This is a genomic window from Yimella sp. RIT 621, from assembly GCF_004146205.1.
In the GTDB taxonomy this organism is placed as follows: Bacteria; Actinomycetota; Actinomycetes; order Actinomycetales; family Dermatophilaceae; genus Yimella; species Yimella lutea.
This window is the reverse complement of record NZ_SEIP01000020.1, coordinates 1-23,719: the sequence shown is the minus strand read 5'-3', so window position 1 is coordinate 23,719 and position 23,719 is coordinate 1. Positions and strand designations below refer to the sequence as shown.

Here is a 23,719-nt window from a genome sequence, read left to right as displayed (position 1 = left end):
AGGGAAGGCACATGAGCAACGACCACGCGGCCAAGCGCCTCGATCTGGCCGACACCCGGTCGTTCCATCAGGCCGGCTCCGGACCGATCCGAAGGCAGCGGCTCGGCGCCTACACCCAGACCGTGCTCGCCGACCTGTGGGACGCCGCCACCCAGCCCTACGGCAACCGCACCGCGGACGGCATCGCGCTTGCCGCAGTCGGCAGCCTCGGCCGCGGCGACGCCGGACCACTGAGCGACTACGACTTGATCCTGGTCCACGACGGGCGGACGGTCGGCGCGGGTGACGTGGCAGCGATCGCCGAATCCATTTGGTATCCGTTGTGGGACAACGGGATCCGTCTCGACCACAGCGTCCGGACCTTGGGGGAGTGCCGAACGGTCGCCTCCGGTGACCTCAGCGCGGCGATCGGCATGCTCGACATCGAATGGATCGCAGGGGACCCGGTGCTGGTGGCCGGTGTCCGGCACGGCATCGCCCACGACTGGCGCTCCAACGCCCGCACCCGACTGCCCGAGGTCATCGAATCGCTGCGTGCACGACACGACCGTCACGGCAACCTCGCCAGTTCGCTCGAGCCGGACATCAAGGAAGGTGGCGGTGGTCTACGCGACATGACCGTGCTGCGTGCGCTCGCCGGAGCCTGGCTCGCCGACCGTCCCCACGGCGCCGTCGACGAGGCGTACGCGCGACTGCTCGACGTGCGGGACGCGCTGCATGTCGCCACCGGGCGCGGGCGCGAGAAGCTGCACCTCGAGGACCAGGACGCCGTCGCAGCCCTGCTCGGACGCCCCGACAGCGACTCGCTCCTGGTGACCGTCGCCGATTCCGGCCGCCGGATCAGCCACGCACTGGAGGAGACGCTGCGCCGCGCCGGGCAGAGCCAACGGGCGCGCGTGCTGCGTGTCGGCCCGCGGCGCCCGATCCTCAACCCACTCGGATACGGACTCTACGAGCACGACGGTGAGGTCGTGCTCGGCCCGAATCACCGATCGACCCAACCGGATCACCTGCTGTTGATGCGCGCCGCACGAGCAGCGGCACGATCTCGAATCCCGTTGTCGCCCACGACGATCGACAACCTGTCGCGTGACCTCGCGCCCTTGCCGACTCCGTGGCCGACGGAGGTCCGGGACGCCTTCCTCGATCTGCTCGCGACGGGCCCCGGTCTGGTGCAGGTGTGGGAGACGCTCGACCTCGCCGGCATCATCGACCAGTGGATCCCCGAGTGGAAAGCCGTGCGCAGCAGACCGCAGCGCAACTCCGTCCATCGCTTCACGGTCGACCGGCACCTCATCGAGACGGTCGTGCAGGCCTACGAACGCCGAGCCGATGTCGCGCGTCCAGATGTCCTGCTGCTGTCGGCTCTGCTGCACGACATCGGCAAGATCGCCGGGGTGCTCGACCACGCTGCGGAAGGTGCACCGGTCGCGGCGACGATCGCCCGCCGCATCGGTCTGGGAGATCGTGAGGTGGCCGACCTCGAACTGCTGGTGCGTGAGCACCTCACGCTCATCGATCTCGCCACCCGCCGTGACCCGCGTGACCCCGCGACCGTCGCCGCTCTCACGAAGGCGGTGGACGACCGGCTCGATCTGTTCGAGCAACTGCGCGCGCTCACCGAGGCGGACGCCCTCGCGGCCGGACCCAAGGCATGGACGGGTTGGCGTTCGGGGCTGGTGAACGAACTGTCCGACCAGGTGCGCGGCGCCCTCACCGCGCGTCCGACCCTGGAGCCGGAGGAGGACCCGGCGACCGAGATCGTCACCGATGCGATGCCGTCGCTGCAGATGGGGGAGCCGTACGTCCGTGTCGAATCGACGCCGGGCGGTGCGCAGATCCTGATCGCCGACCGCGACCGGCTCGGCCTGTTCGCGGACTCGGCCGGCCTCCTGGCCGCGACCGGGGTTGTGGTGCGCGCTGCCCGCGTCCGCACGATCGACGGCGTGGCGGTGAACACGTGGCAGATCGAGTCCCCCTTCGGTGATCTCCCGGCCGAATATGACCTGGTCCGTGGTTTGAGCCAGCTCGCATCCGGCGACTCGTCACCGCTGCGGGCTCTCGAGCGTCGGCGGCGGGCGCCGTTCCCGCTGGGTTCGCCACCGCCGCGCGCAACGGTCGTTCCTGGCGCGTCCGACACGGCGACCGTGGTGGAGGTCCGGTGCCCCGACCGTCCGGGCCTGCTGCGCGACATCGGTCTGGCCTTCACGAAGGCCGGAATGGCGGTGCGTTCGGCCCATGTGGCGACCTACGCCGGCCAGACCCTCGACACGTTCTATGTGACGGCTGCCGACGGACGACCGCTCGAACCACCAGCAGCGGCAGCACTGATCGGATCCGTCATCGACGCGATGCAGGCCTGACCAGGGCTCGGCCGCCGAAGCCACCTATCCGGACGGTGATGCGCGGATTCGACCGAGGCGCTCGACCGATTACCCTTGTGCGGTGTTCAACAGCCTGAGTGACCGCCTCACAGCCACCTTCAAGAACATCCGTGGCAAGGGTCGACTGACCGAGTCCGACATCAACGCCACCATCCGTGACATCCGGATGGCGTTGATCGACGCCGACGTCGCGACCGCCGTGGTGCGCGAGTTCACCGGACGCGTCCGCGAGCGTGCGCTCGGAGCCGAGGTCAGCGCGGCGCTGAACCCGGGTCAGCAGGTCGTGAAGATCGTCAACGAGGAACTCATCGCGATCCTCGGCGGCGAGACCCGCAATCTCAACATGGCCAAGACCGGCCCGACCGTCATCATGCTCGCCGGTCTGCAGGGTTCGGGTAAGACGACCTTCGCCGGCAAGTTGGCCCGCCATCTGCGCGACAAGGGCCACTTCCCGCTCCTGGTCGCGGCCGACCTGCAGCGTCCGAACGCCGTCCGTCAGCTCGAGGTCGTCGCCGAGCGCGCCGGAGTGCCGTGCTTCGCTCCCGAGCGCGGCAACGAGGGCGGCCACGACGCGACGACCGAATCCGGTGAAGGCACGCGCAGCTTCGGCGACCCGGTCTGGGTGGCACGCGCCGGCATCGGCCAGGCGAAGGTGCGCCAGTACGACGTCGTGATCGTCGACACCGCCGGACGCCTTGCCGTCGACGAGAGCCTGATGCAGCAGGCCCGTGACATCCGTGACGCGATCGAGCCGAACGAGGTGCTGTTCGTCATCGACGCGATGATCGGTCAGGCCGCGATCGAGACGGCGCTCGCGTTCAGCAAGGGTGTCGACTTCACCGGTGTCGTGCTGTCGAAGCTGGACGGTGACGCGCGCGGTGGTGCGGCGCTGTCGGTCGCGACCGTCACCGGTAAGCCGATCCTGTACTCCTCCATCGGCGAGGGTGTGAAGGACATTGAGGTCTTCCACCCCGACCGCATGGCCTCGCGCATCCTCGACATGGGTGACGTGCTCACCCTCATCGAGCAGGCCGAGCGGGCGTTCGACCGTGGTCAGGCCGCGGCGATGGCCAAGAAGTTCATGGACGAGGAGGACTTCACCTTCGACGACTTCCTGCAGCAGATGCAGGCGGTCAAGAAGATGGGCAACCTCAAGTCGATCCTGGGCATGATGCCGGGCATGGCGCAGATGCGCGACCAACTGAACTCGCTCGACGAGCGTGAGTTCGACCGGGTCGAGGCGATGGTGCGCTCGATGACCCCCTTCGAGCGCACTCACCCCAAGCAGATCAACGGTTCGCGGCGCGCGCGTATCGCCAAGGGTTCGGGCGTCACGGTGTCCGAGGTCAACCAGCTGCTGGAACGCTTCGGTCAGGCGCAGAAGATGATGCGCCAGATGCGCAAGGGCGGTGGGATGCCAGGGATGCCGGGCATGCCAGGGATGCCCGGCATGGCCGGTGGTGGCGGCAAGCGGGCCAAGCAGCAACCGAAGAAGAAGGGTAAGTCGGGCAACCCGGCCAAGCGTGCCCAGGAAGAAGCAGCACTCGCGCAACGGCAATCGGAGGCTCGCGAGAAGGCCTTCGGCGGCGCGTTCGGGCAGCAGGACGAACCGGACATGAGCAACCTCAAGCTCCCCAAGGGCTTCGAAAAGTTCCTCGGCCCGGGTGCCGACAAGGACTGAGCGCGTCCTAGGACGGGCCACCGGCCCGGCGCCTGTTGCGCGAAGCTCGCGTTCTCGCCGTCGGACAAGTGATCCGTTGGCTGGTGGTACGCCACATGAGGCCCTGCACCCCTTCGAGCGGACCGAGGTGCCGCCCGGCAGCGAAGGTCGTGTGGTCACGACAGCGTTAGGCTGTCGCCGTTCGAACCACCTCGATCAGGAGAACCGTGTCGCCCCGTCTGCACACCACGTCCGTCGGCTCGCAGGGTCCGCGAATCGCCTTCCTGCACGGGTTGTTCGGTCAGGGCAAGAACTGGAACCAGATCGCCAAAGCTCTCGGTGACCAGTACCGGTCGACCTTGATCGACCTGCCGAACCATGGACGGTCGACGTGGACCCAGGACTTCTCGTACCAAGCGATGGCCGACGCCGTTGCCGAGGAACTCGACCGATCGGCACCGGGGGAGCAGTGGATCGTTCTCGGCCACTCGATGGGTGGAAAGACCGCGATGCTGCTGGCGTTGCAGCACCCGGAACTCGTGAAGCGACTGATCGTCGTCGACATCTCGCCGGTCTCCTACGGTGGGCTCACCACCTTCGACGACTACGTCGAGGGCATGCAGGCGATGGACCTCGGCCGCATCGAGAACCGGTCGGACGCCGACCGCACTGCCCAGGAATGGGTCGACGATGCGGGTGTACGCGCTTTTCTCCTGCAGAACCTGCGCCGCGAGGACGACGGTTGGCGCTGGCAGATGAACCTCGACCTGATCGCCCGCTCACTGGCGGATCTGGGGGGATGGCCGCAGGACGTCGCGTCCGCTGCCCAGCCGTACGAAGGGCCCACCCTGTGGGTGGCAGGCAGTGACTCGGGTTACGTGCAGCCGCGCAACACCGACGCGATGAGGGCGTTGTTTCCACGCGTCCGGTTGGTGACCATCAAGGACGTGGGCCACTGGCCGCACTCTCAGAAGCCGGACGTCTTCTTGAGCACGATCCGCCCTTTCCTCGCAGCCGACCGGGACTGAGAACAATATGGGCGATCACCGATCCCTCTTCCGCACTTGGGATTTCGCCGACGCCAAGCAGACAGCGCGAACGTTCGCTGGACTGAGGGGTTGCCCCGCCCGATAGTGTCAGGACATGAGCGCCGTCCTGCACGTGAAGGGCCAGATCCTGGTCTCCGAGACCGGGGTTCGTGACGAACTCTGGGTGGTCGACGGACGGGTGACCTTCAACCGGCCGCTGTCCGGCGACGTCGACACCGTGTCGGGCTATGTCCTTCCGGGGCTGGTCGACGCGCACTGTCACGTCGGTCTCGAGGCGACCGGCGGGGTGACGCAGCAGCGGGCCGAGGAACACGCGATCACCGATCGGACGGCGGGCGCTCTGCTGCTGCGGGACGCCGGCTCACCGGTCGACACGCACTGGATGGACGAGCGCGACGACCTGCCGCGCATCATCCGGGCCGGCCGCCACATCGCTCGCACGAAGCGCTACATCCGCAACTTCGCGCACGAGATCGAACCCGAAGACCTCGTCGCCTACGTCCGCCAGGAAGCTCGGCGCGGCGACGGGTGGGTCAAGCTCGTCGGTGACTGGATCGACCGCGACCGCGGTGACCTCGCGCCGTGCTGGCCACGTGAAGCGCTGAAGGCGGCGATCGACGCAGCGCACGAGGAAGGCGCACGGGTCACCGCGCACTGCTTCGGCGAGGAGTCGCTGCTCGACTTCGCCGCAGCCGGCACCGACTGCATCGAACATGCCACCGGTCTCACCACCGAGAGCATCGATCAGTTTGCGGCTCAAGGGATTTCGATCGTCCCGACGCTGGTCAACATTGAGAACTTCCCGAAGTTCGCCGAGGCCGGTGAGGCTAAGTTCCCCAAGTACGCCGCACACATGCGCGACCTGTACGACCGCCGGTTCGAGACGGTCGCCGCCGCCCACGAGGCCGGCGTCAAGATCTACGTCGGCACGGACGCGGGCGGGCAATTGCCGCACGGACTCGTCGGCGACGAAGTGGCCGAGTTCGTGAAGGCGGGCATGACCAACCTCGAAGCGTTGAGCGCCGCGACCTGGGGGGCGAGAGCCTGGCTGGAGCGTCCGGGCATCGAGGAAGGCCAGAGCGCCGACTTCGTGGTCTACGCGTCCGACCCACGCGAGGACGTCGGCGTGCTCAAGGACCCGCAGCAGGTCGTGTTGCGCGGTCAGGTCGTCTGACTCCCCATGTCTGGTCCCTTGCCGCCTCTGCGAGCGGACGCAGAGCGGGTGTGGGTCGCGACCGTGCACGAGGCTGACGTCGTCCCGTACATGCGGGCCGTTGCGCGCTCGGCCGAGCGAATCCGGGAGTGGAACCCGGTCGACCCGGGCGACCTCGCCGGGCAGCTCGAGCGCCAGAGTTCGGTTCACCGTACATTCGTCATCCACGCCCGCAAACCCGTCGGCGATCACGCGATCGTCGGAATCGTCAATGTCTCCAACGTAATTCGCGGACGATTCCAATCGGCGACGATGGGCTACAACTCCTACGATCCGTACGCCGGCACGGGCTTGTTCGCCGAGGGTATGCGTGTCCTGCTCGGTCTTGTCTTCACCGCCGAGCCCTACGGAATGGGTCTGCATCGCCTCGAAGCGAACGTGCAACCAGCCAACGTCCGGTCGGCAGGTCTGTTGCGGTCCATCGGTTTTCGGCGTGAACGGCACATGAAGCGGATGCTCTGGCTCGAGGGCGCGGGCAGACCGGCGAGTTGGCGCGACCACGACTCGTACGCGATCACCGCTGAGGAGCATCCCGTCGCGTACCGGCCGAACGACCATCCAAGGGTCACCGTGGTCGTGGAGTCCGCAGGTGGGTCGTCTCCGACGGCCCGGGACCTGGCGTGCGAACTCGGCGTCCCCGTCCTGTCCGACGCAGTGCTCAGTCCGGAGCAGACGGCGGCGGTACTGGCCGACGCGGCTGGGGGAGCGGTGCTTGAGATCGGCTCGGGCACAACGGGATCCGCCGTCGTCGACGAGATCCTACGGAGGGCAGACGTCCAGCCCGAGCGAGTGTTGTTCGTCCATGTAGGCGCCACCGGCCCCGCCGCCATCGCACGAATTGCACTTGAGGCCCGCGCCCTCGCTCTCGGTTGAACAACGCGAAAGTCCGCGGATCCGGCGAGTTGACCTCGCAGATCCGCGGACTTTCGCGGTCGTGTGTCAGGCGGCCGAGCCGGCCTTCGCCGAGCTGTCGACCATCTCCGACTGGCGGATGTCTTCCTTGTCGATCGGTCCGCTGATCCGCAGCGGACGGTCGATCAGGTATCGCACGTACGCGTAGGTGGTGAAGAAGCCCGGCAGGTACTCACCGAACGCGGTCTCCTCCAGCACACCGCGGGCCTGCTGGTAGCGCTCGGTGTGTCGGTCGTCCAAGCCGCGGGTCAGTTTGGTCATCTCCTCGTCGACCACCCGGTCGAGCAGGTCACGCGTCACGAACGGACCCTCGGCCAACTGCGACTCGTGGAACAGCCACTGCCACAACTGGGCTCGGCTGATCTCGACCGTTGCCGCGTCCTCCATCAGTGTGTCGATCGCGACCGCGCCACGTCCACCGATCCACGAGGCGAGGTAGCGAAGCGCGACCGAGACGTTGGTGCGCACACCCTGCAGGCTGATCGTCTGCTGCACGCCGTCGAGCGAGATGAGGTCGTCCGCAGTCACCTGCACCTCGCGCTGGACATCACGCTGGTCGTGCTTGGTGCCGAGGACGGCCGCGTACGCGGTCCGGCAGGTCTCGACCAGCGCCGGGTGAGCGACCCATGAACCGTCGAAGCCCTCAGCAGCTTCGCGCTCCTTCTCCGCCCGGACGACGTTGAGGGCGCGCAGGCGGCGCTCCTCGTCCTGCAGCGTCGGATTGACCGCGGCCGGGCCACCGATGGCGTGCGCGCCGCGCTTGTGACAGGTCGAGACCAGCAGCGAGGTGTACGCCCGCATGAACGGGGTGGTCATCGTGATCTTGTCGCGGTCGGGGAGCACGAACTCCTCGCCACGGTGAGCGAAGGTGCGCACGTAGCTGAAGATGTAGTCCCAGCGTCCGGCATTGAGGCCCGAGCAGTGCTCGCGCAGTTCGTAGAGGATCTCCTCCATCTCGAACGCCGCGGTGATCGTCTCGATGAGCACGGTCGCGCGGATAGTGCCCTGCGGGATGCCGAGTTGGTTCTGCGCGAAGACGAAGACGTCGTTCCACAGGCGGGCCTCGTGGTGGTTCTCGATCTTCGGCAGGTAGAAGTACGGACCGGCACCGAGGTCGATCAGCTTCTGGGCGTTGTGGAAGAAGTACAAACCGAAGTCGACCAATGAAGCCGACATCGGACGCGAGTCCACGGCGAGGTGCTTCTCGCACAGGTGCCACCCACGCGGACGCATGACCAGGGTCGGACGGTGTTCACCGACGGACAGGCGCTCGCCGTTGGACTCGTCGTAGCTCAGCTGGCCCCGCACCGCGTCGAACAGGTTGAGCTGACCCTGGACGAGGTTCTTCCAGGACGGCGCGGTGGCATCCTCGAGGTCGGCGAGCCAGATGTCGGCGCCGGAGTTGAGGGCGTGGACGGCCATCTTGCGGTTGGCCGGGGAAACCAACTCGCACCGGCGGTCCTCCAGGCCCGGTGCCGGATCGGCGACCCGCCACGAGGTGTCCTCGCGGATGGACGCGGTCTCGGGCAGGAAGTCGAGGTTTGCGCCCTGGCTGATCCGGCGTGAGTGCTGACGACGTGCCTGGAGCAACTCGGCCCGGCGGCCGGCGAACTCGGCGTCGAGCTTGGCTACGAACGCAAGGGCCTCGGGGGTGACGATCTCGTCGAAGCGGGGGTGCATGGTTCCACGCACCGTCGGGGTGCCGTTGGGTCGATTCATGACGTGCCTCCTTCAGGGGCCCCGGCTCTGTGCCGGCTGGTTCTGACTCGCGGGTTGCGTTGTGCTGATTGAGAACTCGGGCTCCTGCGACCGGAGCCAGTTGACCGCAGGAGCCCGAGTGGTACTAGGTGGTGCTCACTTGTGGAACTGAGCGGTCTCCGTGGAGTCCTTGAGCGCGGTGGTGGAGCTGTCCGGGTTCAAGGCGGTGGAGATCATGTCGAAGTAGCCGGTGCCGACCTCGCGCTGGTGACGCGTGGCGGTGTAGCCGCGCTCCTCCGATGCGAACTCGCGCTCCTGCAGCTCGACGTAGGCCGACATCTGGTTGCGGGCGTAGCCGTGGGCCAGGTCGAACATCGAGTAGTTGAGCGCGTGGAAGCCGGCCAGGGTGATGAACTGGAACTTGAAGCCCATCGCACCCAGTTCACGCTGGAACTTCGCGATCGTCGCGTCGTCGAGGTGCTTCTTCCAGTTGAAGCTCGGCGAGCAGTTGTACGCCAGCATCTGGTCGGGGAAGTCGGCCTTGACCGCTTCGGCGAACTTGCGAGCAAGCTCCAGGTCAGGCGTGCCGGTCTCCATCCAGATGAGGTCGGAGTAGGGCGCGTACGCCTTGGCGCGGGCGATGCACGGCTCGATGCCGTTGCGCACCTTGTAGAAGCCTTCTCCGGTGCGTTCGCCGGTCAGGAATTCCTTGTCACGGTCGTCGACGTCGGTCGTGATGAGCGTCGCGGCCTCGGCGTCTGTGCGGGCGATGACCACGCTCGGCACGCCGGCGACGTCCGCGGCGAGGCGGGCGGCGTTGAGGGTGCGGACGTGCTGCTGGGTCGGGATGAGCACCTTGCCACCGAGGTGACCGCACTTCTTCTCGGAGGCCAGCTGGTCCTCCCAGTGCACACCGGACGCGCCGGCGGCGATCATGGCCTTCATCAGCTCGTACGCGTTCAGCGGTCCACCGAAGCCGGCCTCGGCGTCGGCGACGATCGGCACGACCCACTCGTCGACGGTCTTGATGCCCTCGGAGTGCTCGATCTGGTCGGCGCGCAGCAGCGCGTTGTTGATGCGCTGGACGACGGACGGCACCGAGTTGGCCGGGTAGAGCGACTGGTCGGGGTAGGTGTGGCCGGAGAGGTTGGCGTCACCGGCGACCTGCCAACCCGACAGGTAGATGGCCTTGAGGCCGGCCTTCACCTGCTGGACGGCCTGGTTTCCGGTCAGGGCGCCGAGGGCGTTGACGAAGTCCTCGGTGTGCAGCTTCTCCCAGAGCTGCTCGGAGCCACGCCGCGCGAGCGTGTACTCGATGGGGAAGGAGCCACGCAGCTTGACGACGTCTTCCGCGGTGTAATCGCGGTCGATGCCCTTCCAGCGCTCGTTGGTCTCCCAGTCCTTGGCCAGCTCTTCGGCGGACAGCTGCTTGTGGTCGGTCATGGCTCCTCATTCGTTCGGTGGAATCCTTGCTGCATCTCGATTCTTGACCCGCCTGACGCGAAAGTAACCGGGTTACCGATGTAAATATCCACGAATTTTTATGTAACATGCAGCCATGGCGTCTGTTTCGAGTGACCTACGTCGCACCGCCTCCAAGGGTCGCGCCAGGGTGGGGCATATGAACTCCGTTGCCGCAATCGGCCGCCTCACCGAGCCCGAAGCGCCGGGAGAACAGGTCGATCTCGACAGCGCTGCCCCCGACCCGCTGACCATCGGACGCCGGGTGCGGCACGTGCGCCAGGAGGCTGGCCGCACGCTCGGTGACGTCGCCGACGCGATCGGCATCTCGGCGTCCGCGTTGTCGCTGATCGAGACAGGCAAGCGTGAGCCGCGGTTGTCGGTCCTGGCGGCTCTGGCCAAGGTGCTGGACGCGTCCGTGCAGGACTTCCTGACAGCAACTCCGCCGAGCCGGCGCGCGGCCCTGGAGATTCGGCTGGAGAAGGCGCAGCGTGCCGAGAGTTACGAGTCGCTCGGTCTGCCGAAGGTGAAGATCGGTCCGCGGCTGCCGATGGAGGCGCTCGAAGCCCTCGTCGGAATGCATGAGGCGATGGCATCGGCGCAGGCCGATCAGGCGGCCACACCCGAACATGCACGCCGGGCCAACGGTGAGTTGCGCGAGCGGATGCGCTCGGCCGACAACTACTTCGGTGAACTCGAGAACGAAGCCGCCCAGTTGCTGAAGTCGATCAACCACCCGGGCGGTCCGATCAGTCGCGCCGCGATCGACCGGATCGCGGGGCACCTCGGCTACAAACTCGTGCACACGTCCGACCTGCCGACGTCCACCCGGTCGGTCAGCGACCTGCGCAACAAGCGCATCTACCTGCCGCAACCCGAAGCGGGGCAACACGATTCACGCTCGCTGGCGATGCAGGCGGTCGGCCACCTCGTCCTCGGGCACCGTCCCCCGGCCGACTACTCGGAGTTCTTGTCGCAACGCGTCGAGATCAACTACTTCGCCGCCGCGCTGCTCATGCCGCAGAGGGACACCGTCTCCTTCCTGCGATCGGCCAAGACCGCGAAGGACATCGCGATCGAGGACCTGCGTGACGCGTTCGCGGTGTCGTACGAGACCGCAGCTCACCGCTTCACCAACCTGGCGACCAAGCACCTCGACATTCCGGTGCATTTCATGCGTATCTCCCAGGACGGTGTCATCTACAAGGCGTACGAGAACGATGGCATCGTCTTCCCGTCCGACACGACGGGTGCGATCGAGGGGCAGCGGGTGTGCCGCCAGTGGACCGCGCGCCGCGTCTTCGAGCAGCCTGATCTCACGAAGGCCTACCAGGCGTACACCGACACCCGTTCGGGCACGTACTGGTGCACCGCCGTCGTCGACCGCACGCCGGCCGGATCGTTCTCGGTCAACGTCGGTGTGCCATATCAGCATGTGAAGTGGATGCGCGGCCGCGACACCCAGGAGCGGTCGAAGTCGCGCTGCCCCGATCCTTCGTGCTGCCTGCAGCCGCCCACCGACCTCGCCGGACGCTGGGACGGACGTGCGTGGCCGTCCGCGCGGGTGCACTCGCACCTCTTGGCGGCCATGCCGCCGGGAGTCTTTCCCGGCGTCGACGACACCGAGATCTACGCGTTCCTGGACAAGCACGCCCCGGCGGAGTGAGACTTCGGATTGGGAGGGTCACGGGCTGCTCTGGCATGATGGATCGCGTACCCACTCGCACACGGCTCGCTCGCGCGCCCGGCGGCGAGGGACTACGGCCCCGAGCGACGGCTCCCCGGTGTGGACTTCACCCGGTCTTGCCGCCGCTCATAACTATGAACAGGAGACACCACAACTGTGGCAGTCAAGATTCGTTTGAAGCGCCTCGGCGCCATCCGCAACGCCCAGTACCGCGTCGTCGTCATGGACTCGCGCACCAAGCGTGACGGTCGCGCGATCGAGGAGATCGGCCTCTACCACCCCAAGGAAGAGCCGAGCCTGATCCAGATCGACTCCGAGCGCGCGCAGTACTGGCTCGGCGTCGGCGCGCAGCCGACCGAGCAGGTCGCGGCGCTGCTGAAGGTCACCGGTGACTGGCAGAAGTTCAAGGGCGAGCCCGGCGCCGAAGGCACCCTGAAGGTCAAGGAAGCCAAGCCGGAGAAGAAGGCTCTGTACGAGGCGGCCCTCAAGGCTGCTCAGGACGGTGCCGACAAGGCTGACAAGGGCTCGGCGACCACCGCCAAGAAGAAGGCGGAGTCCCCGAAGAAGGACGAGGCCAAGACGGTCGAGCAGGTCGAGGCCGACGAGGCCGTGACCGTCGACGAGACCCCGGACTCGGCGAAGGCCGAGGCCGAGGCCGAGACCACCGAGAGCTGATCCGGTGCTCGAGGAAGCGCTCGAACACCTGGTCAAGGGCATCGTCGAGCACGACGACGAGGTGGTGGTGCGCCACAAGGAGATTCGCCGCGGCGAACTCCTGGAGGTGCGCGTCCACCCCGACGACCTCGGCCGCGTGATCGGCCGATCCGGTCGCACCGCTTCGGCGCTGCGCACGGTCGTCCAGGCTCTGGCATCCGGCCGCAACATCAGGGTCGACATCGTCGACACCGATCGCAGCCGCTGATCGCCGACACCTGCACGAGACTCCCTGGAGGGAAACCTCCGGGGAGTCTCGCGTTTCCCCGATCCACTACTGACACAAGAGGATTCACCAAGTGCGTTCTGCATTGAGCAGCCGCGACGCCGTCGTGGCCACGGTCGCGACCTTCGTGGTCAACGGTGTCGGGGTCGGCACCGTCGGCGCTCTGATGCCGACGCTGGCCGACCGTTGGAACACCGACGCCCGTGGGCTCGGCGTTCTGCTGATGGCTTTCGGTCTGGCGGCGATCGGCGGTATCAACATCGGGGGACGCATGGCCGACCACGGTGGGGCGCTGCGTCCGCTGCGTCTCGGCACCGTCGTGATGGCGGCCGGGATGCTCCTCATCGCGGCCTCCCCGAACCTGGCCGTGGCCGTCGCAGTGGCGGCGGTGTACGGCTTGGGCAACGGCCTGGTGGACACGACGATGAACGTCATGGCCGTGCAGGTCGAACAGGCGCGACCACGTCCGCTGATGAGCCGTTTTCACGCCTGCTGGTCGATCGGATCATTGCTGGGGGCGCTGATCGTGCTCGTGTGTGGATCGTTGTTCAGCGGGGCGGTCACGATCTCGGTGGCTGCGTTCGTGATCGCGGCGGTGCTGATCGCCACCGATCTGCCCGTGCTGCACCGGTTCGCGGCCGACACCGCGCCGATCGATCACACCGATGAATCGGGAGGGCGGACGAAGGTCCCCCGCGTCGCCTGGATCCTGGCCGCCATGGCCGTCGGTTTCGGTCTGGCCGAGGGCACTGCCTTCGACTGGTCCTCGGTGCACGTGCGCGACGTCGCCGAGGTCTCCTCGACGACCGCGGCCTGGGGTCTGGCAGCGTTCTCGGTGTGCATGGTCGGGGTTCGCATGTGCGGCGACTACCTGGTGCACACGTTCGGTCGCCGACTCGTCGTGCGCATCGGAGCCGGTGTCGCAGCAACCGGGTACCTCGTTGCGATCTTGGGCCCCACGATGCCGGTGCTCCTGCTCGGTTGGGCACTCGTCGGTGGGGGAATGGCACTCGTTGCGCCGCAGATCTACGGGCTGGCCGGCATGCTCGGTGGCGGACGCGCGATGTCGCGGGTCGTCACGTGTGGGTACGCGACGACGCTCGTCGGCCCGGGAATCATGGGTCTGCTCGTTCACGAGTTCGGCATTCAGCACGCGATGTTACTACCGCTCGCCGGTGCCGTGATGGTGTCGGCACTGTCGCTGGTGATGCCCACCGAGGAATCACGGGGGACTTGGTCGAGGACTTTGGAAGGATGACGCCCATGGATGAGGTTCTCGTCGCTCGCATCGGCAAACCCCACGGTCTGAAGGGTGAAGTGACCGTGCAGGTACACACGGACTCCCCGCAGGAGCGTTTCGTCGAAGGGGCGAGCTTCTCGACCGAGCCCGATCGCGGATTGCTGACGATCCGCGCCGAGCGCGTGCACAACGGCATCCAGTTGCTCTCCTTCGAGGAGGCGAGCGACCGCACTGCCGCCGAGGCGCTCCGTGGCACCCGTCTGTTCGCCGCTCCCGACGAGGAGGACGACGAGGGGTTCTACGAGGACGACCTCGTCGGTCTCGAAGTCGTCGACACCGCCGGCACGACCCTCGGGAAGGTCGTTGCGTTGCATCCGCGTCCGGTACAGGACCTGCTGGAGATCGAGCTGCCGGACGGTCGCACCGCCTATCTGCCGTTCGTCGAGCAGATCGTGCCCGAGGTCGACCTCGACGCCGGCAAGGTCATCGCCGATCCGCCGCCCGGTCTGCTCGAACTGGGGGAGTGAGCGTGCGCCTCGACGTCATCTCCATCTTTCCCGAGTACCTGTCGCCCCTCGACCTGTCGCTGATCGGCAAGGCTCGCCGTGACGGTCTCCTCGACCTGCGCGTGCACGACCTGCGGACGTGGACGCACGATCGGCACCGCACTGTCGATGACACTCCCTACGGCGGCGGCGCCGGCATGGTGATGAAGCCGCAGCCGTGGAGTGAGGCCCTCGATTCGCTTGCTGCAGACGATGATTCGCGTCCGACGCTGATCGTCCCCGGTCCTGGCGGCGAACGCTTCACCCAGCAGATCGCCCGCGAGTTGGCGGGCAAGGAGCGACTGGTCTTCGCCTGCGGTCGCTACGAGGGAATCGACGAACGCGTCTACGAGTACGCAGCTCGCGACTACGACGTCCGAGTGTTGTCGCTCGGCGACTACGTTCTGAACGGCGGCGAAGTGGCGGTGCTCGCGATGGTCGAGGCGATCGCGCGACTGCTGCCCGGCGTCATCGGCAATGCCGAGTCGCTCGTGGAGGAATCGCACGAGGACGGCCTGCTGGAGTACCCCGTCTACACCAAGCCGGCCGACTGGAACGGCCTGGTTGTCCCGGAGATCCTGCTGTCGGGAGATCACGGACGGATCGCCGCTTGGCGCCACCAGCAGCGACTCGAGCGCACCTCGGCTCGGCGTCCGGACATGTACGCCGCCTACCGGCTGTCTCACCCGGACGCGTAACTGGCGATCCCGGTTCGCGCCTTGACATCCAGGTCACGACTGGTTCCGCCGGCGCTGCCGGAAGCAACCTGGATCATCAGATGTGAGCTGCATGTCGAGGAGCGGCACGATTTCACCGGTGGGCCGAGTCTCTGGCAAACTTGGTCCTTGTGTCCTGGCCCCCGCCGCAGGGGGAGTGGTCCATCGGCAGGTTCCGGTGGTCATGAGGCCGAAAGGGACACGTTCCGAACCACGAAATCGTGGCGACCTGTGGCGCCACAAGGAAGCAGCAGTCATGCAGAAGTTCGACGAGCTCGACGCCAAGAGCCTGAAGTCCGACATCCCCGCGTTCCGCGCCGGTGACACCGTCAAGGTGCACGTCAAGGTCGTCGAGGGTAACCGCTCCCGCGTCCAGGTCTTCCAGGGTGTCGTCATCCGCCGCCACGGCGCCGGTGTGGGCGAGACCTTCACCGTCCGCAAGATGAGCTTCGGCGTCGGCGTCGAGCGCACCTTCCCGCTGCACACCCCGGTCATCGACAAGATCGAGGTCGTGACCCGCGGTGACGTGCGTCGCGCGAAGCTGTACTACCTGCGCGAACTGCGCGGCAAGGCAGCCAAGATCAAGGAGCGTCGCGAGACCCCGGCCAGCAAGGCCTGAGTCCAGTCGTGACCCTCGAGGGCGGCGATGTGTCTTCGGACGCGTCGCCGCCTTCTGCTTCCCCTCGGCGTTCCGGGCGTCGGCGAGCGTGGATCGCAGTGTTGGCCGCACTTGCGGTGTTGGTGTTGCTTCGTCCGTTGGTGTTCGAGACGTACACCGTGCCGTCGCGGTCGATGTCACCCACGCTGTCACCCGGAGACCGCATCGTCGTCACCAAGAACGGAGAACTCGAGCGCGGCGATCTGGTGGTGTTCGTCGCCGACGAGGCCTTCTACGATCAGCACCCCGATCGAGGAACGCTGCAGCGGATCGGCGACTTCCTCGGAATCCGGCCGAACGAGCGCGTGTACGTGAAGAGGGTCATCGGTCTGCCGGGCGAACGACTGACCGTCGACGAGGCGGGAACGCTTCGCATCGATGACGTCGTTGTCCAGGAGCCGTACCTCGCACCCGGGGTGCTGGCGAGCACGACACCCTTGCGCATCCGGGTCCCGCCGGGGCGGTACTTCGTGATGGGTGACAATCGACCGGCGTCCGACGACTCGCGTAATCACCTGGGAGACCCAGGTGGAGGGAGCGTACGGGCCGCCGATGTCATCGGAGAGGTCGTGTGGAGATACTGGCCGAAGAGCGGATGGGGGAGTGTGGACGATGAATGACCGTCAGTTCCGCCTGCCGCGCAAGGATTCGAAACCCGAGACGAACGACGCCGTCACCGGTGCTCTTTCTCGTGCCGACCTGAAGCGCCTCAAGGCGAACACCCAGGACTCATCGGTCCAACAGACCGATGCCATCTCGGCCGACGAGCTCGACGAACTGCGCCGACACGGGCAACGCGAGCAGGTCGGGCGGCTCCCGCGTCCCCAGGACCCGGACGTATCGGCGACCGAGTCCATCTCCCGCGAACAACTGGCGGAGCTCACCAAGCGAGGTGAACCGAACCAGGTCGGACGGCTTCCGGGCCCCGCGGCACCCCGCAAGAGCCGCTTCGGGCGCGAGAAGAAGTCGAGTCGTCCACGGTCCCTCCTGCGTGAACTCGGCATCGTCGTCGCCATTGCCCTCGTCCTGTCGGTGCTCGTGAAAACCTTTCTGGTGCAGCCGTTCTGGATCCCGTCGGGTTCGATGGAGAACACCCTCGTCCGCGGCGATCGGGTGGTCGTCAGCAAATTGACCCCCGGGCCGTTCGATCTCAAGCGCGGCGACGTCGTTGTCTTCTCCGACGACGAGAACTGGCTCGAGTCGCCGAACGTCGAGCGCAGTGCCATCGCCAACGCGATCGTGAAGCCGCTGCAGTTCGTCGGGCTCTACCCGGAGGGCGACGACCACCTGATCAAGCGGCTGATCGGACTTCCCGGTGATTCGGTGAGTTGCGTGCCGGGTGAACGCATGAAGATCAACGGGCAGCCGGTCTCCGAGCCCTACCTCTACTCGGGAGACGAAGCCTGCGACGAGCCGTTCGACATCGTCGTCCCACAGGGTCGAGCCTGGGTGATGGGCGACCATCGCAGCGGTTCCAGCGACAGCCGTGCGCACGATGAGGAATCCGGCGGCCTGGAGGGTTCGATCCCGATCGACTCGATCACGGGGCGGGCAGTTGCAATCGTCTGGCCACTGGACAGAATGGGTGGGCTCAGCAATTTCTCCTCGACCTTCGACAAGGTGCCGAATTCATGACGAACGACTCCGCGGACTCCGCGAAGGCGAACGACCCGCACGACACCTCGCGTAGCACCCCGGACGACGCCAAGGTCGATGATTCCTACGCGCCCGGCGAAGTTCCCGAACAACAGGATGCCCAGCACAAGCGCGGTAAGGCCAGCGTCCTGAAGGAAGCGATCGTGGTCGCGGTCATCGCGCTGACTCTGTCGTTCCTGGTGAAGACGTTCGTGGCGCAGCCGTTCTACATCCCGTCGCAGTCGATGGAGAACACCCTCGACATCGGGGACCGCATCGTGGTCTCGAAGTTCACCCCGCAACACTCCGACCTGCATCGCGGCGACGTCGTCGTGTTCTCCCAGCCGGCCACCTGGGGACCCCCGCCGCCCGAGAGCAGCAACGCCGTGAAGCGGGTCGTCAAGGACGGCCTGACCTTCGTCGGCATCCTTCCGGGTGGCGCTCAGCACCTCGTCAAGCGGCTCATCGGCCTGCCCGGCGACGAGGTGGCGTGTTCCGGCCAGAAGATGAAGGTCAACGGCGTCACGCTGAACGAGCCGTATCTCAAGCCTGGAGTCAAGCCCTGCCAGACCGACTTCTCGGTCACCGTCCCGAAGGACCGGATCTGGGTCATGGGCGATAACCGGGACTCGTCCTACGACTCCCGTGGTCATGATGACGGCACCGGGAGCAAGGGGTCGGTGCCCGAGTCCGACATCACCGGACAGGTCGTGGCCGTCGCCTGGCCGCTGACACGGATGCAGAGTGTCGATGCCCACCCCGCGACGTTCGAGAAGGTGCCGAACAAGTGACGGTCGGCCGCAAGCCGAGCCTGCGAGCGGAGCGGGCGCTGCAACGCGAGGGCTACCGGGTGCTCGCCGGAATGGACGAGGTCGGACGCGGTGCGCTGGCCGGACCGGTGTCGGTGGGAGTCGTCGTCATCGACGAGCGCACTCGCACCGCACCCGCCGGCGTGAAGGACAGCAAGCTGCTCAGCCCGCGCGCCCGTGAGGCGATGGTTCCGCGAGTGCGGCGTTGGGCACTCGAACACGCCGTCGGCCACGCCAGTGCGGCCGAGATCGACCAGATCGGCATCATCGCCGGACTACGGTTGGCCGGACGCCGCGCGCTCGCGCAACTGACGATCGTGCCCGACCTGGTGATTCTGGACGGCAACCACGACTGGTTGACCGACCCACGCCAGGAAGGACTGCTGGCTCTGGTCAGTGATCAGCCGCCCGCGCCCCCGGTACGGACGATGATCAAGGCCGACATGAAGTGTTCGTCCGTTGCAGCTGCAAGCGTGCTGGCCAAGGTGGAACGCGACTCGATCCTCCTCGCCCTGCACGACCAGCACCCGCATTACAACTGGGCCGGTAACAAGGGTTACTCCGCGCCCGACCACCTGGCCGCACTCGATGAGCACGGGCCGTGTGAGTTGCACCGCCGCTCCTGGCGCCGATTCACTCAAGCCGATCAGGTGCTCGACGGATGCGACGCCGGCAGCGACAGCACGCTTACAGTGGAGCGCACCAGCGTGAAGGAGGGCGCGTGAGCGCTGAGGATCTTGAGAAGTACGAAACCGAGCAGGAACTCCAGCTCTATCGCGAGTACCGCGACGTCGTCGGTCTGTTCACGCACGTCGTGGAGACCGAGCGTCGGTTCTACCTGTGCAACGAGGTCGACGTGCTGGTGCGCGGCGAAGGCGCCGAGGTCTTCTTCGACGTCCGGATGAACGACGCGTGGGTGTGGGACGTGTACCGACAGGCGCGTTTCGTGAAGAACGTGCGGGTGCTGACGTTCAAGGACGTCAACGTCGAGGAACTCCCGCCCCGCGACCTGCAGATGCCGGAGTGATCCACAGCCTCGATCTGAGTACCGGGTTGTCCACAGCCCGCCACTGAGCGTTCGCCCGTCCTCGGGCGTCGTTGCAGGCTCACCGTCGGAGGTGAGCTGATGAGCGAAGAAATGACCCGGCACCGTCGGTCGCTGGGGGAAGAAGGCGAGGAGATCGCCGCCGACTACGTGCGATCACTCGACTGGATCGTGGTCGAACGCAATTGGCGGTGCCCTGCCGGTGAGCTCGATCTGATCGCGTACGACCAGGCCGAGGCATGCGTGGTCGCCGTCGAGGTGAAGACCCGGACGACCGCCTACTTCGGACGGCCCGTCGAAGCCGTCAAGCAGGCGAAGATCGATCGGCTGCACCGCCTCGTGCGGATGTACCTGTCACAGCAACGTCTGTTCGCCCGACAGGTGCGAGTCGATCTGATCGGCATCGTGTTGGTCGACGGCAGCGTCGTCGACCTCGAGCACCTGCGGGACATCGCATGACTCTGGGACGGACGCTGTGTGTTGCCGTCAACGGTATCGACGGCACGGTCGTGGAGGTCGAGGCCTTCACCAGCCCCGGGCAGCCGGCATTCGGGATCATCGGTCTGCCCGACAGCGCATGCCGGCAGGCTCCCGACCGGATCAAAGCTGCTGCGGCCAACAGCACGCTCCTGCTCCCGCGCGACAAGATCACCGTGAATCTCTCGCCGGCGGCGCTGACCAAACAAGGATCCGGCTACGACCTCGCGATCGCGTTGGCCGTGTTGGCGACACGAAAAGCACTGGATCCCAGCGTGATTCGCGACATTGTGCATCTCGGTGAGCTCGGACTCGACGGGATGCTTCGTCCGGTCGCGGGCATGCTGCCGGCGGTGCTTGCAGCACGTGATCACGGCGTCTCGACCGTCGTGGTGCCGGTGGGCAATGCGCGCGAGGCCAGTCTGGTGAGCGGGATCCAGGTCGTACCGGCGTCATCCCTGGCCCAGATCGTCGAGCGCTACCAGTGTGTGTACAAGAGGCGGCCGCTCCCGCCGTTGCCGGACGTGCCGGCCCCTCGCAAGCGGGGTGATCGCGCAGTGCACGACATGGCCGACGTCATCGGTCAGCCAGAGGCCAGGTTCGCGATCGAGGTCGCCGCCGCCGGCGGACACAACCTTGCGATGGTCGGGCCTCCCGGAGCCGGCAAGACGATGCTCGCCGAGCGGCTGGTCGGCATCCTGCCGCCACTGCCGGAGGAGACCGCGCTGCAGGTGACGGCGATCCATTCGGTGCTCGGCGCGTTGAAGGACGGCGAGTTGGTGCGCCGCGCCCCGTTCGTGGCGCCCCACCACGGCGCGAGCATGGCGGCGATGGTCGGCGGAGGCACGCAGAAAGTGCGGCCCGGCGCGATCAGTCGCGCGCACGGTGGAGTGCTGTTCCTGGACGAGTGCCCGGAGTTCTCCAGGGAGGTGCTCGACGCGCTGCGCCAACCGCTGGAGTCGGGCATGGTCGAGGTGGCGCGTTCGGCGGGCTACTTCAAGTACCCGGCGCGCTTCCAACTGATCCTCGCTTCCAATCCGTGCCCGTGCGGCCTCGGCCTCACCCGTGGATGTCGTTGCACCGCAACGATTCTGCGTACCTACCGCAACAAGCTGTCCGGCCCGTTGATGGATCGCGTCGACGTGCAGTTGCAGGTCCAGGCAGTGACGAAGGTGCAGAACGCGCCGCCCCAGGAACCCTCCGCGGTGATCGCCGAACGGGTGGAGGTCGCGCGACGGCGACAGCGTGAACGCTGGGCGAGCGAAGGTCAGACGACGAACTCTTCGGTCAGCGGGGCCGTCCTGCGGTCCGGGCGCTGGCGACTGCCCGCGGAGGTCACGCGGCCGCTCGACCATCAGCTCGACCGCGGGATCCTCACGCTGCGCGGTTACGACCGCTGCCTGCGCCTGGCCTGGACACTCGCCGACCTCGCCGGCGCTGATCGCCCGCAGGCGCCACATCTCATGCAGGCATTGGGTCTGCGGTCGGCACAGGAGGCGGCATGAGTACCGAGTCCGGTCACCGGCAGTCGCTCGACGCCGAAATGCGGCACCTGACTGCCGAACGCGAGGCAAGGCTGCGGCTCAACATCGCCGTCGAACCACTCGATCGCGTCGTCACCCCGAAGCTGATGGGCCTGTCGGCCCAGGACGCGTGGACGACCGTGCAGAACGGTCTCGGCGGACCGTTCGAACGGTGCCGTGCACGCATCGAACAACTCGAACTCGATCGGTTGTTGGACGCCGCAAGGTGCCTGCGAATGCGACCGATCTTCCCCGGCGACGACGAATGGCCGACCGGCCTGGACGATCTGGCCGTGCCTCCCTGGTGTCTGTGGGCGCGCGGGCACGGACGGCTCGATCAGTTGGTCGCCCGTTCGGTCGCGATCGTGGGGTCCCGGGCGGCCACGCCGTACGGAAGCACGCTCGCGCGGACCCTGGCCGCCGAACTGAGCAGCTACGGCGTCACAGTGGTCTCGGGTGCGGCATTCGGGATCGACGCCGCAGCGCACGAGGGAGCACTCGGCTCGGGATCGGCGACAGTCGCCGCGCTCGCCTGTGGGCTTGACCGTGCTTACCCAGCGGCGCACCGCGACCTACTGGACCGCATCCGGGACGACGGAGTCCTCGTATCGGAGTATCCGCCGGGACAGACACCGATGAAGTACCGGTTTCTTGCTCGCAACCGGTTGATCGCGGCGCTCACCGGCGGCACGGTGGTGGTCGAAGCGGGTCTGCGGTCCGGATCGCTCAACACCGCGAGCTACGCGAATGATCTCGGGCGCCCGGTGGGCGCGATGCCCGGACCGGTGACCTCCGCGACCAGCGCCGGCTCCCACGAACTGATCCGCCAGGGAGCGCACCTGGTGTGTGACGCGAGCGAGGTGATCGAACTGCTCGGTCCTTTCGAGGCCTGCGCTGCACCCGATCGGCGCGAACCCGACACTCTGCTCGATCTCGTCTCGGAAGTGGCGGCTCGTACCAGGGACGCTTTCCCGGCAACCAGAACGGTGAATGTCGACCAACTCGTGGCGCGGGCAGGTCTGGCGGTGGCTGAGGTGCTGGCCGGACTGGGTGAACTGAACGCACTCGGTCTGGCCGAACAACGGAACGGAGGTTGGCGCCTGGTACGAGGTGAGCCAGGCCGGTAGACGGGACCCGGCGTTTCAGGCGGCCGGCACACGATCGGGAGACTAGCGTTTGCGCCATGGCCTGCCCGCTCGACGACGTCCTTGTCGCAGACTTCCTGCGGCATCTCGAAGTCGAACGCAATCGGTCGGAGCACACCGTCCGGGCCTATGCCGGGGACCTGAGTGCGTTGGCACAGTTCTTCGGCGAGCGAGGTATCCAGCGCTGGGACGATGTGCGGTTGGCGGACCTGCGGTCCTGGCTGGCGCAGATGTCGCAGGACGGCGCGGCGAAGTCGACGATCGCCCGCAGAGCGACCAGCGTCCGCGCTTTCTTCCGCTGGGCCGTACGGCGCGGTGAGTTGGAACAGGATCCTGCGCTGCGGCTGGCCTCGCCGAAGAAGTCGAAGACTCTCCCGGGCGTTCTGCGGCAGTCGGAGGCGGGCGACTTGATGCGGATCGCCGAGATGGCAGCCGACGACTCCGACCCCGTGCACCTGCGCGACCGCGCGGCCCTCGAACTGCTCTACTCCAGCGGCCTGCGCATCGGTGAGCTGGTCGGGCTCGACATCGACGATCTGGATCGTGACCGCCAGGTCGTTCGGGTCCTCGGCAAGGGGAAGAAAGAGCGGACGGTTCCGTACGGCCGCCCGGCCGGCATCGCGATCGAACACTGGCTGGGTGAAGGTCGGCCGAAGTTGGCCGTCGACGGATCGGGCCCTGCGCTCTTCCTCGGTCGTCGGGGCTCCCGCATCGACCCACGCACGATCCGGCGCTCGTTGGAGGCGGCGCTGCGGCACGTCCCCGACGCCCCCGACCTGAGTCCGCACGGCCTTCGGCACAGCGCCGCCACCCACATGCTCGAAGGGGGAGCGGATCTACGCATGGTGCAGGAGATGCTCGGGCACTCCAGCCTCGCGACCACCCAGGTCTACACCCACGTTTCGGTCGAGCGGCTGCGTCG

23 protein-coding genes are annotated in these 23,719 nt (G+C 67.0%); 21 read left to right on the top strand and 2 right to left on the bottom strand.

All coding sequences use genetic code 11. The features are described from left to right. Positions 1 to 11: 11 nt before the first annotated feature. From EU513_RS14870 to EU513_RS14850, 5 genes are all read left to right on the top strand, one after another. Positions 12 to 2,363, top strand: a complete 2,352-nt coding sequence (locus EU513_RS14870) for a [protein-PII] uridylyltransferase (protein ID WP_129627452.1) — start codon at positions 12 to 14, stop codon at positions 2,361 to 2,363. Between the two features lie 82 nt (positions 2,364 to 2,445). Further along, entirely contained in the window at positions 2,446 to 4,065 is a 1,620-nt protein-coding gene (gene ffh / locus EU513_RS14865) for a signal recognition particle protein (protein WP_129627449.1), read from the top strand. A gap of 206 nt (positions 4,066 to 4,271) precedes the next feature. Continuing rightward, on the top strand, positions 4,272 to 5,072 hold the full coding sequence (locus EU513_RS14860; protein WP_129627446.1) for an alpha/beta fold hydrolase: 801 nt from the start codon (positions 4,272 to 4,274) through the stop codon (positions 5,070 to 5,072). Positions 5,073 to 5,187: 115 nt separating this feature from the next. Further along, positions 5,188 to 6,267, top strand: a complete 1,080-nt coding sequence (locus EU513_RS14855) for an amidohydrolase family protein (protein ID WP_129627443.1) — start codon at positions 5,188 to 5,190, stop codon at positions 6,265 to 6,267. Between the two features lie 6 nt (positions 6,268 to 6,273). Further along, positions 6,274 to 7,179 carry a GNAT family N-acetyltransferase gene (locus EU513_RS14850; RefSeq protein ID WP_129627439.1) on the top strand — a complete coding sequence of 302 codons (906 nt, stop codon included), beginning with the start codon at positions 6,274 to 6,276 and terminating at the stop codon, positions 7,177 to 7,179. A 66-nt stretch (positions 7,180 to 7,245) separates the two neighbouring features. On the opposite strand, the gene aceB is transcribed toward EU513_RS14850, so the two are convergent. Further along, positions 7,246 to 8,937 (bottom strand): malate synthase A, encoded by a 1,692-nt coding sequence (aceB, locus tag EU513_RS14845; protein WP_129627436.1) that lies wholly within the window; start codon positions 8,935 to 8,937, stop codon positions 7,246 to 7,248. Between the two features lie 135 nt (positions 8,938 to 9,072). Next, positions 9,073 to 10,359 (bottom strand): isocitrate lyase, encoded by a 1,287-nt coding sequence (gene aceA / locus EU513_RS14840; RefSeq protein ID WP_129627433.1) that lies wholly within the window; start codon positions 10,357 to 10,359, stop codon positions 9,073 to 9,075. 178 nt (positions 10,360 to 10,537) lie between these two features. Between aceA and EU513_RS14835 the strand changes: the two genes are divergently transcribed. The 16 genes from EU513_RS14835 to EU513_RS14760 all read left to right on the top strand — a co-directional run. After that, a complete protein-coding gene (locus tag EU513_RS14835; RefSeq protein WP_129627430.1) occupies positions 10,538 to 12,043 on the top strand; it encodes a helix-turn-helix transcriptional regulator in 1,506 nt (501 codons plus the stop codon). A gap of 177 nt (positions 12,044 to 12,220) precedes the next feature. Then, complete coding sequence (rpsP, locus tag EU513_RS14830; protein WP_129627427.1) at positions 12,221 to 12,739, top strand: 30S ribosomal protein S16; 519 nt, start codon at positions 12,221 to 12,223, stop codon at positions 12,737 to 12,739. 4 nt (positions 12,740 to 12,743) lie between these two features. Continuing rightward, complete coding sequence (locus EU513_RS14825) at positions 12,744 to 12,986, top strand: RNA-binding protein (RefSeq protein WP_115922617.1); 243 nt, start codon at positions 12,744 to 12,746, stop codon at positions 12,984 to 12,986. Positions 12,987 to 13,077: 91 nt separating this feature from the next. Further along, on the top strand, positions 13,078 to 14,262 hold the full coding sequence (locus EU513_RS14820; protein ID WP_129627424.1) for an MFS transporter: 1,185 nt from the start codon (positions 13,078 to 13,080) through the stop codon (positions 14,260 to 14,262). A gap of 5 nt (positions 14,263 to 14,267) precedes the next feature. Continuing rightward, positions 14,268 to 14,771, top strand: coding sequence for a ribosome maturation factor RimM (gene rimM / locus EU513_RS14815; protein WP_129627421.1), 504 nt, complete (start codon positions 14,268 to 14,270; stop codon positions 14,769 to 14,771). Positions 14,772 to 14,773: 2 nt separating this feature from the next. After that, on the top strand, positions 14,774 to 15,487 hold the full coding sequence (gene trmD, locus EU513_RS14810) for a tRNA (guanosine(37)-N1)-methyltransferase TrmD (protein ID WP_129627418.1): 714 nt from the start codon (positions 14,774 to 14,776) through the stop codon (positions 15,485 to 15,487). A gap of 274 nt (positions 15,488 to 15,761) precedes the next feature. Further along, entirely contained in the window at positions 15,762 to 16,124 is a 363-nt protein-coding gene (gene rplS / locus EU513_RS14805) for a 50S ribosomal protein L19 (protein ID WP_129627415.1), read from the top strand. A 98-nt stretch (positions 16,125 to 16,222) separates the two neighbouring features. Next, positions 16,223 to 16,783, top strand: a complete 561-nt coding sequence (lepB, locus tag EU513_RS14800; protein WP_168990306.1) for a signal peptidase I — start codon at positions 16,223 to 16,225, stop codon at positions 16,781 to 16,783. Next, positions 16,776 to 17,798, top strand: a complete 1,023-nt coding sequence (gene lepB, locus EU513_RS14795; protein ID WP_129627409.1) for a signal peptidase I — start codon at positions 16,776 to 16,778, stop codon at positions 17,796 to 17,798. The genes lepB (EU513_RS14800) and lepB (EU513_RS14795) overlap by 8 nt, the downstream gene beginning before the upstream one ends. Continuing rightward, positions 17,795 to 18,589 (top strand): signal peptidase I, encoded by a 795-nt coding sequence (lepB, locus tag EU513_RS14790; RefSeq protein WP_129627407.1) that lies wholly within the window; start codon positions 17,795 to 17,797, stop codon positions 18,587 to 18,589. Before lepB (EU513_RS14795) ends, lepB (EU513_RS14790) begins: the two co-directional genes overlap by 4 nt. Beyond that, entirely contained in the window at positions 18,586 to 19,332 is a 747-nt protein-coding gene (locus tag EU513_RS14785; RefSeq protein ID WP_255407468.1) for a ribonuclease HII, read from the top strand. The genes lepB (EU513_RS14790) and EU513_RS14785 overlap by 4 nt, the downstream gene beginning before the upstream one ends. After that, a complete protein-coding gene (locus EU513_RS14780) occupies positions 19,329 to 19,634 on the top strand; it encodes a DUF2469 domain-containing protein (protein ID WP_115922624.1) in 306 nt (101 codons plus the stop codon). The genes EU513_RS14785 and EU513_RS14780 overlap by 4 nt, the downstream gene beginning before the upstream one ends. Before the next feature lie 99 nt (positions 19,635 to 19,733). Then, complete coding sequence (locus EU513_RS14775; RefSeq protein ID WP_129627404.1) at positions 19,734 to 20,111, top strand: YraN family protein; 378 nt, start codon at positions 19,734 to 19,736, stop codon at positions 20,109 to 20,111. Continuing rightward, complete coding sequence (locus tag EU513_RS14770) at positions 20,108 to 21,634, top strand: YifB family Mg chelatase-like AAA ATPase (protein WP_129627401.1); 1,527 nt, start codon at positions 20,108 to 20,110, stop codon at positions 21,632 to 21,634. Before EU513_RS14775 ends, EU513_RS14770 begins: the two co-directional genes overlap by 4 nt. After that, on the top strand, positions 21,631 to 22,779 hold the full coding sequence (dprA, locus tag EU513_RS14765; RefSeq protein ID WP_129627385.1) for a DNA-processing protein DprA: 1,149 nt from the start codon (positions 21,631 to 21,633) through the stop codon (positions 22,777 to 22,779). Before EU513_RS14770 ends, dprA begins: the two co-directional genes overlap by 4 nt. 56 nt (positions 22,780 to 22,835) lie before the next feature. Then, the coding region (locus EU513_RS14760) for a tyrosine recombinase XerC (RefSeq protein WP_129627382.1) at positions 22,836 to 23,719 on the top strand (884 nt) is incomplete at its 3' end.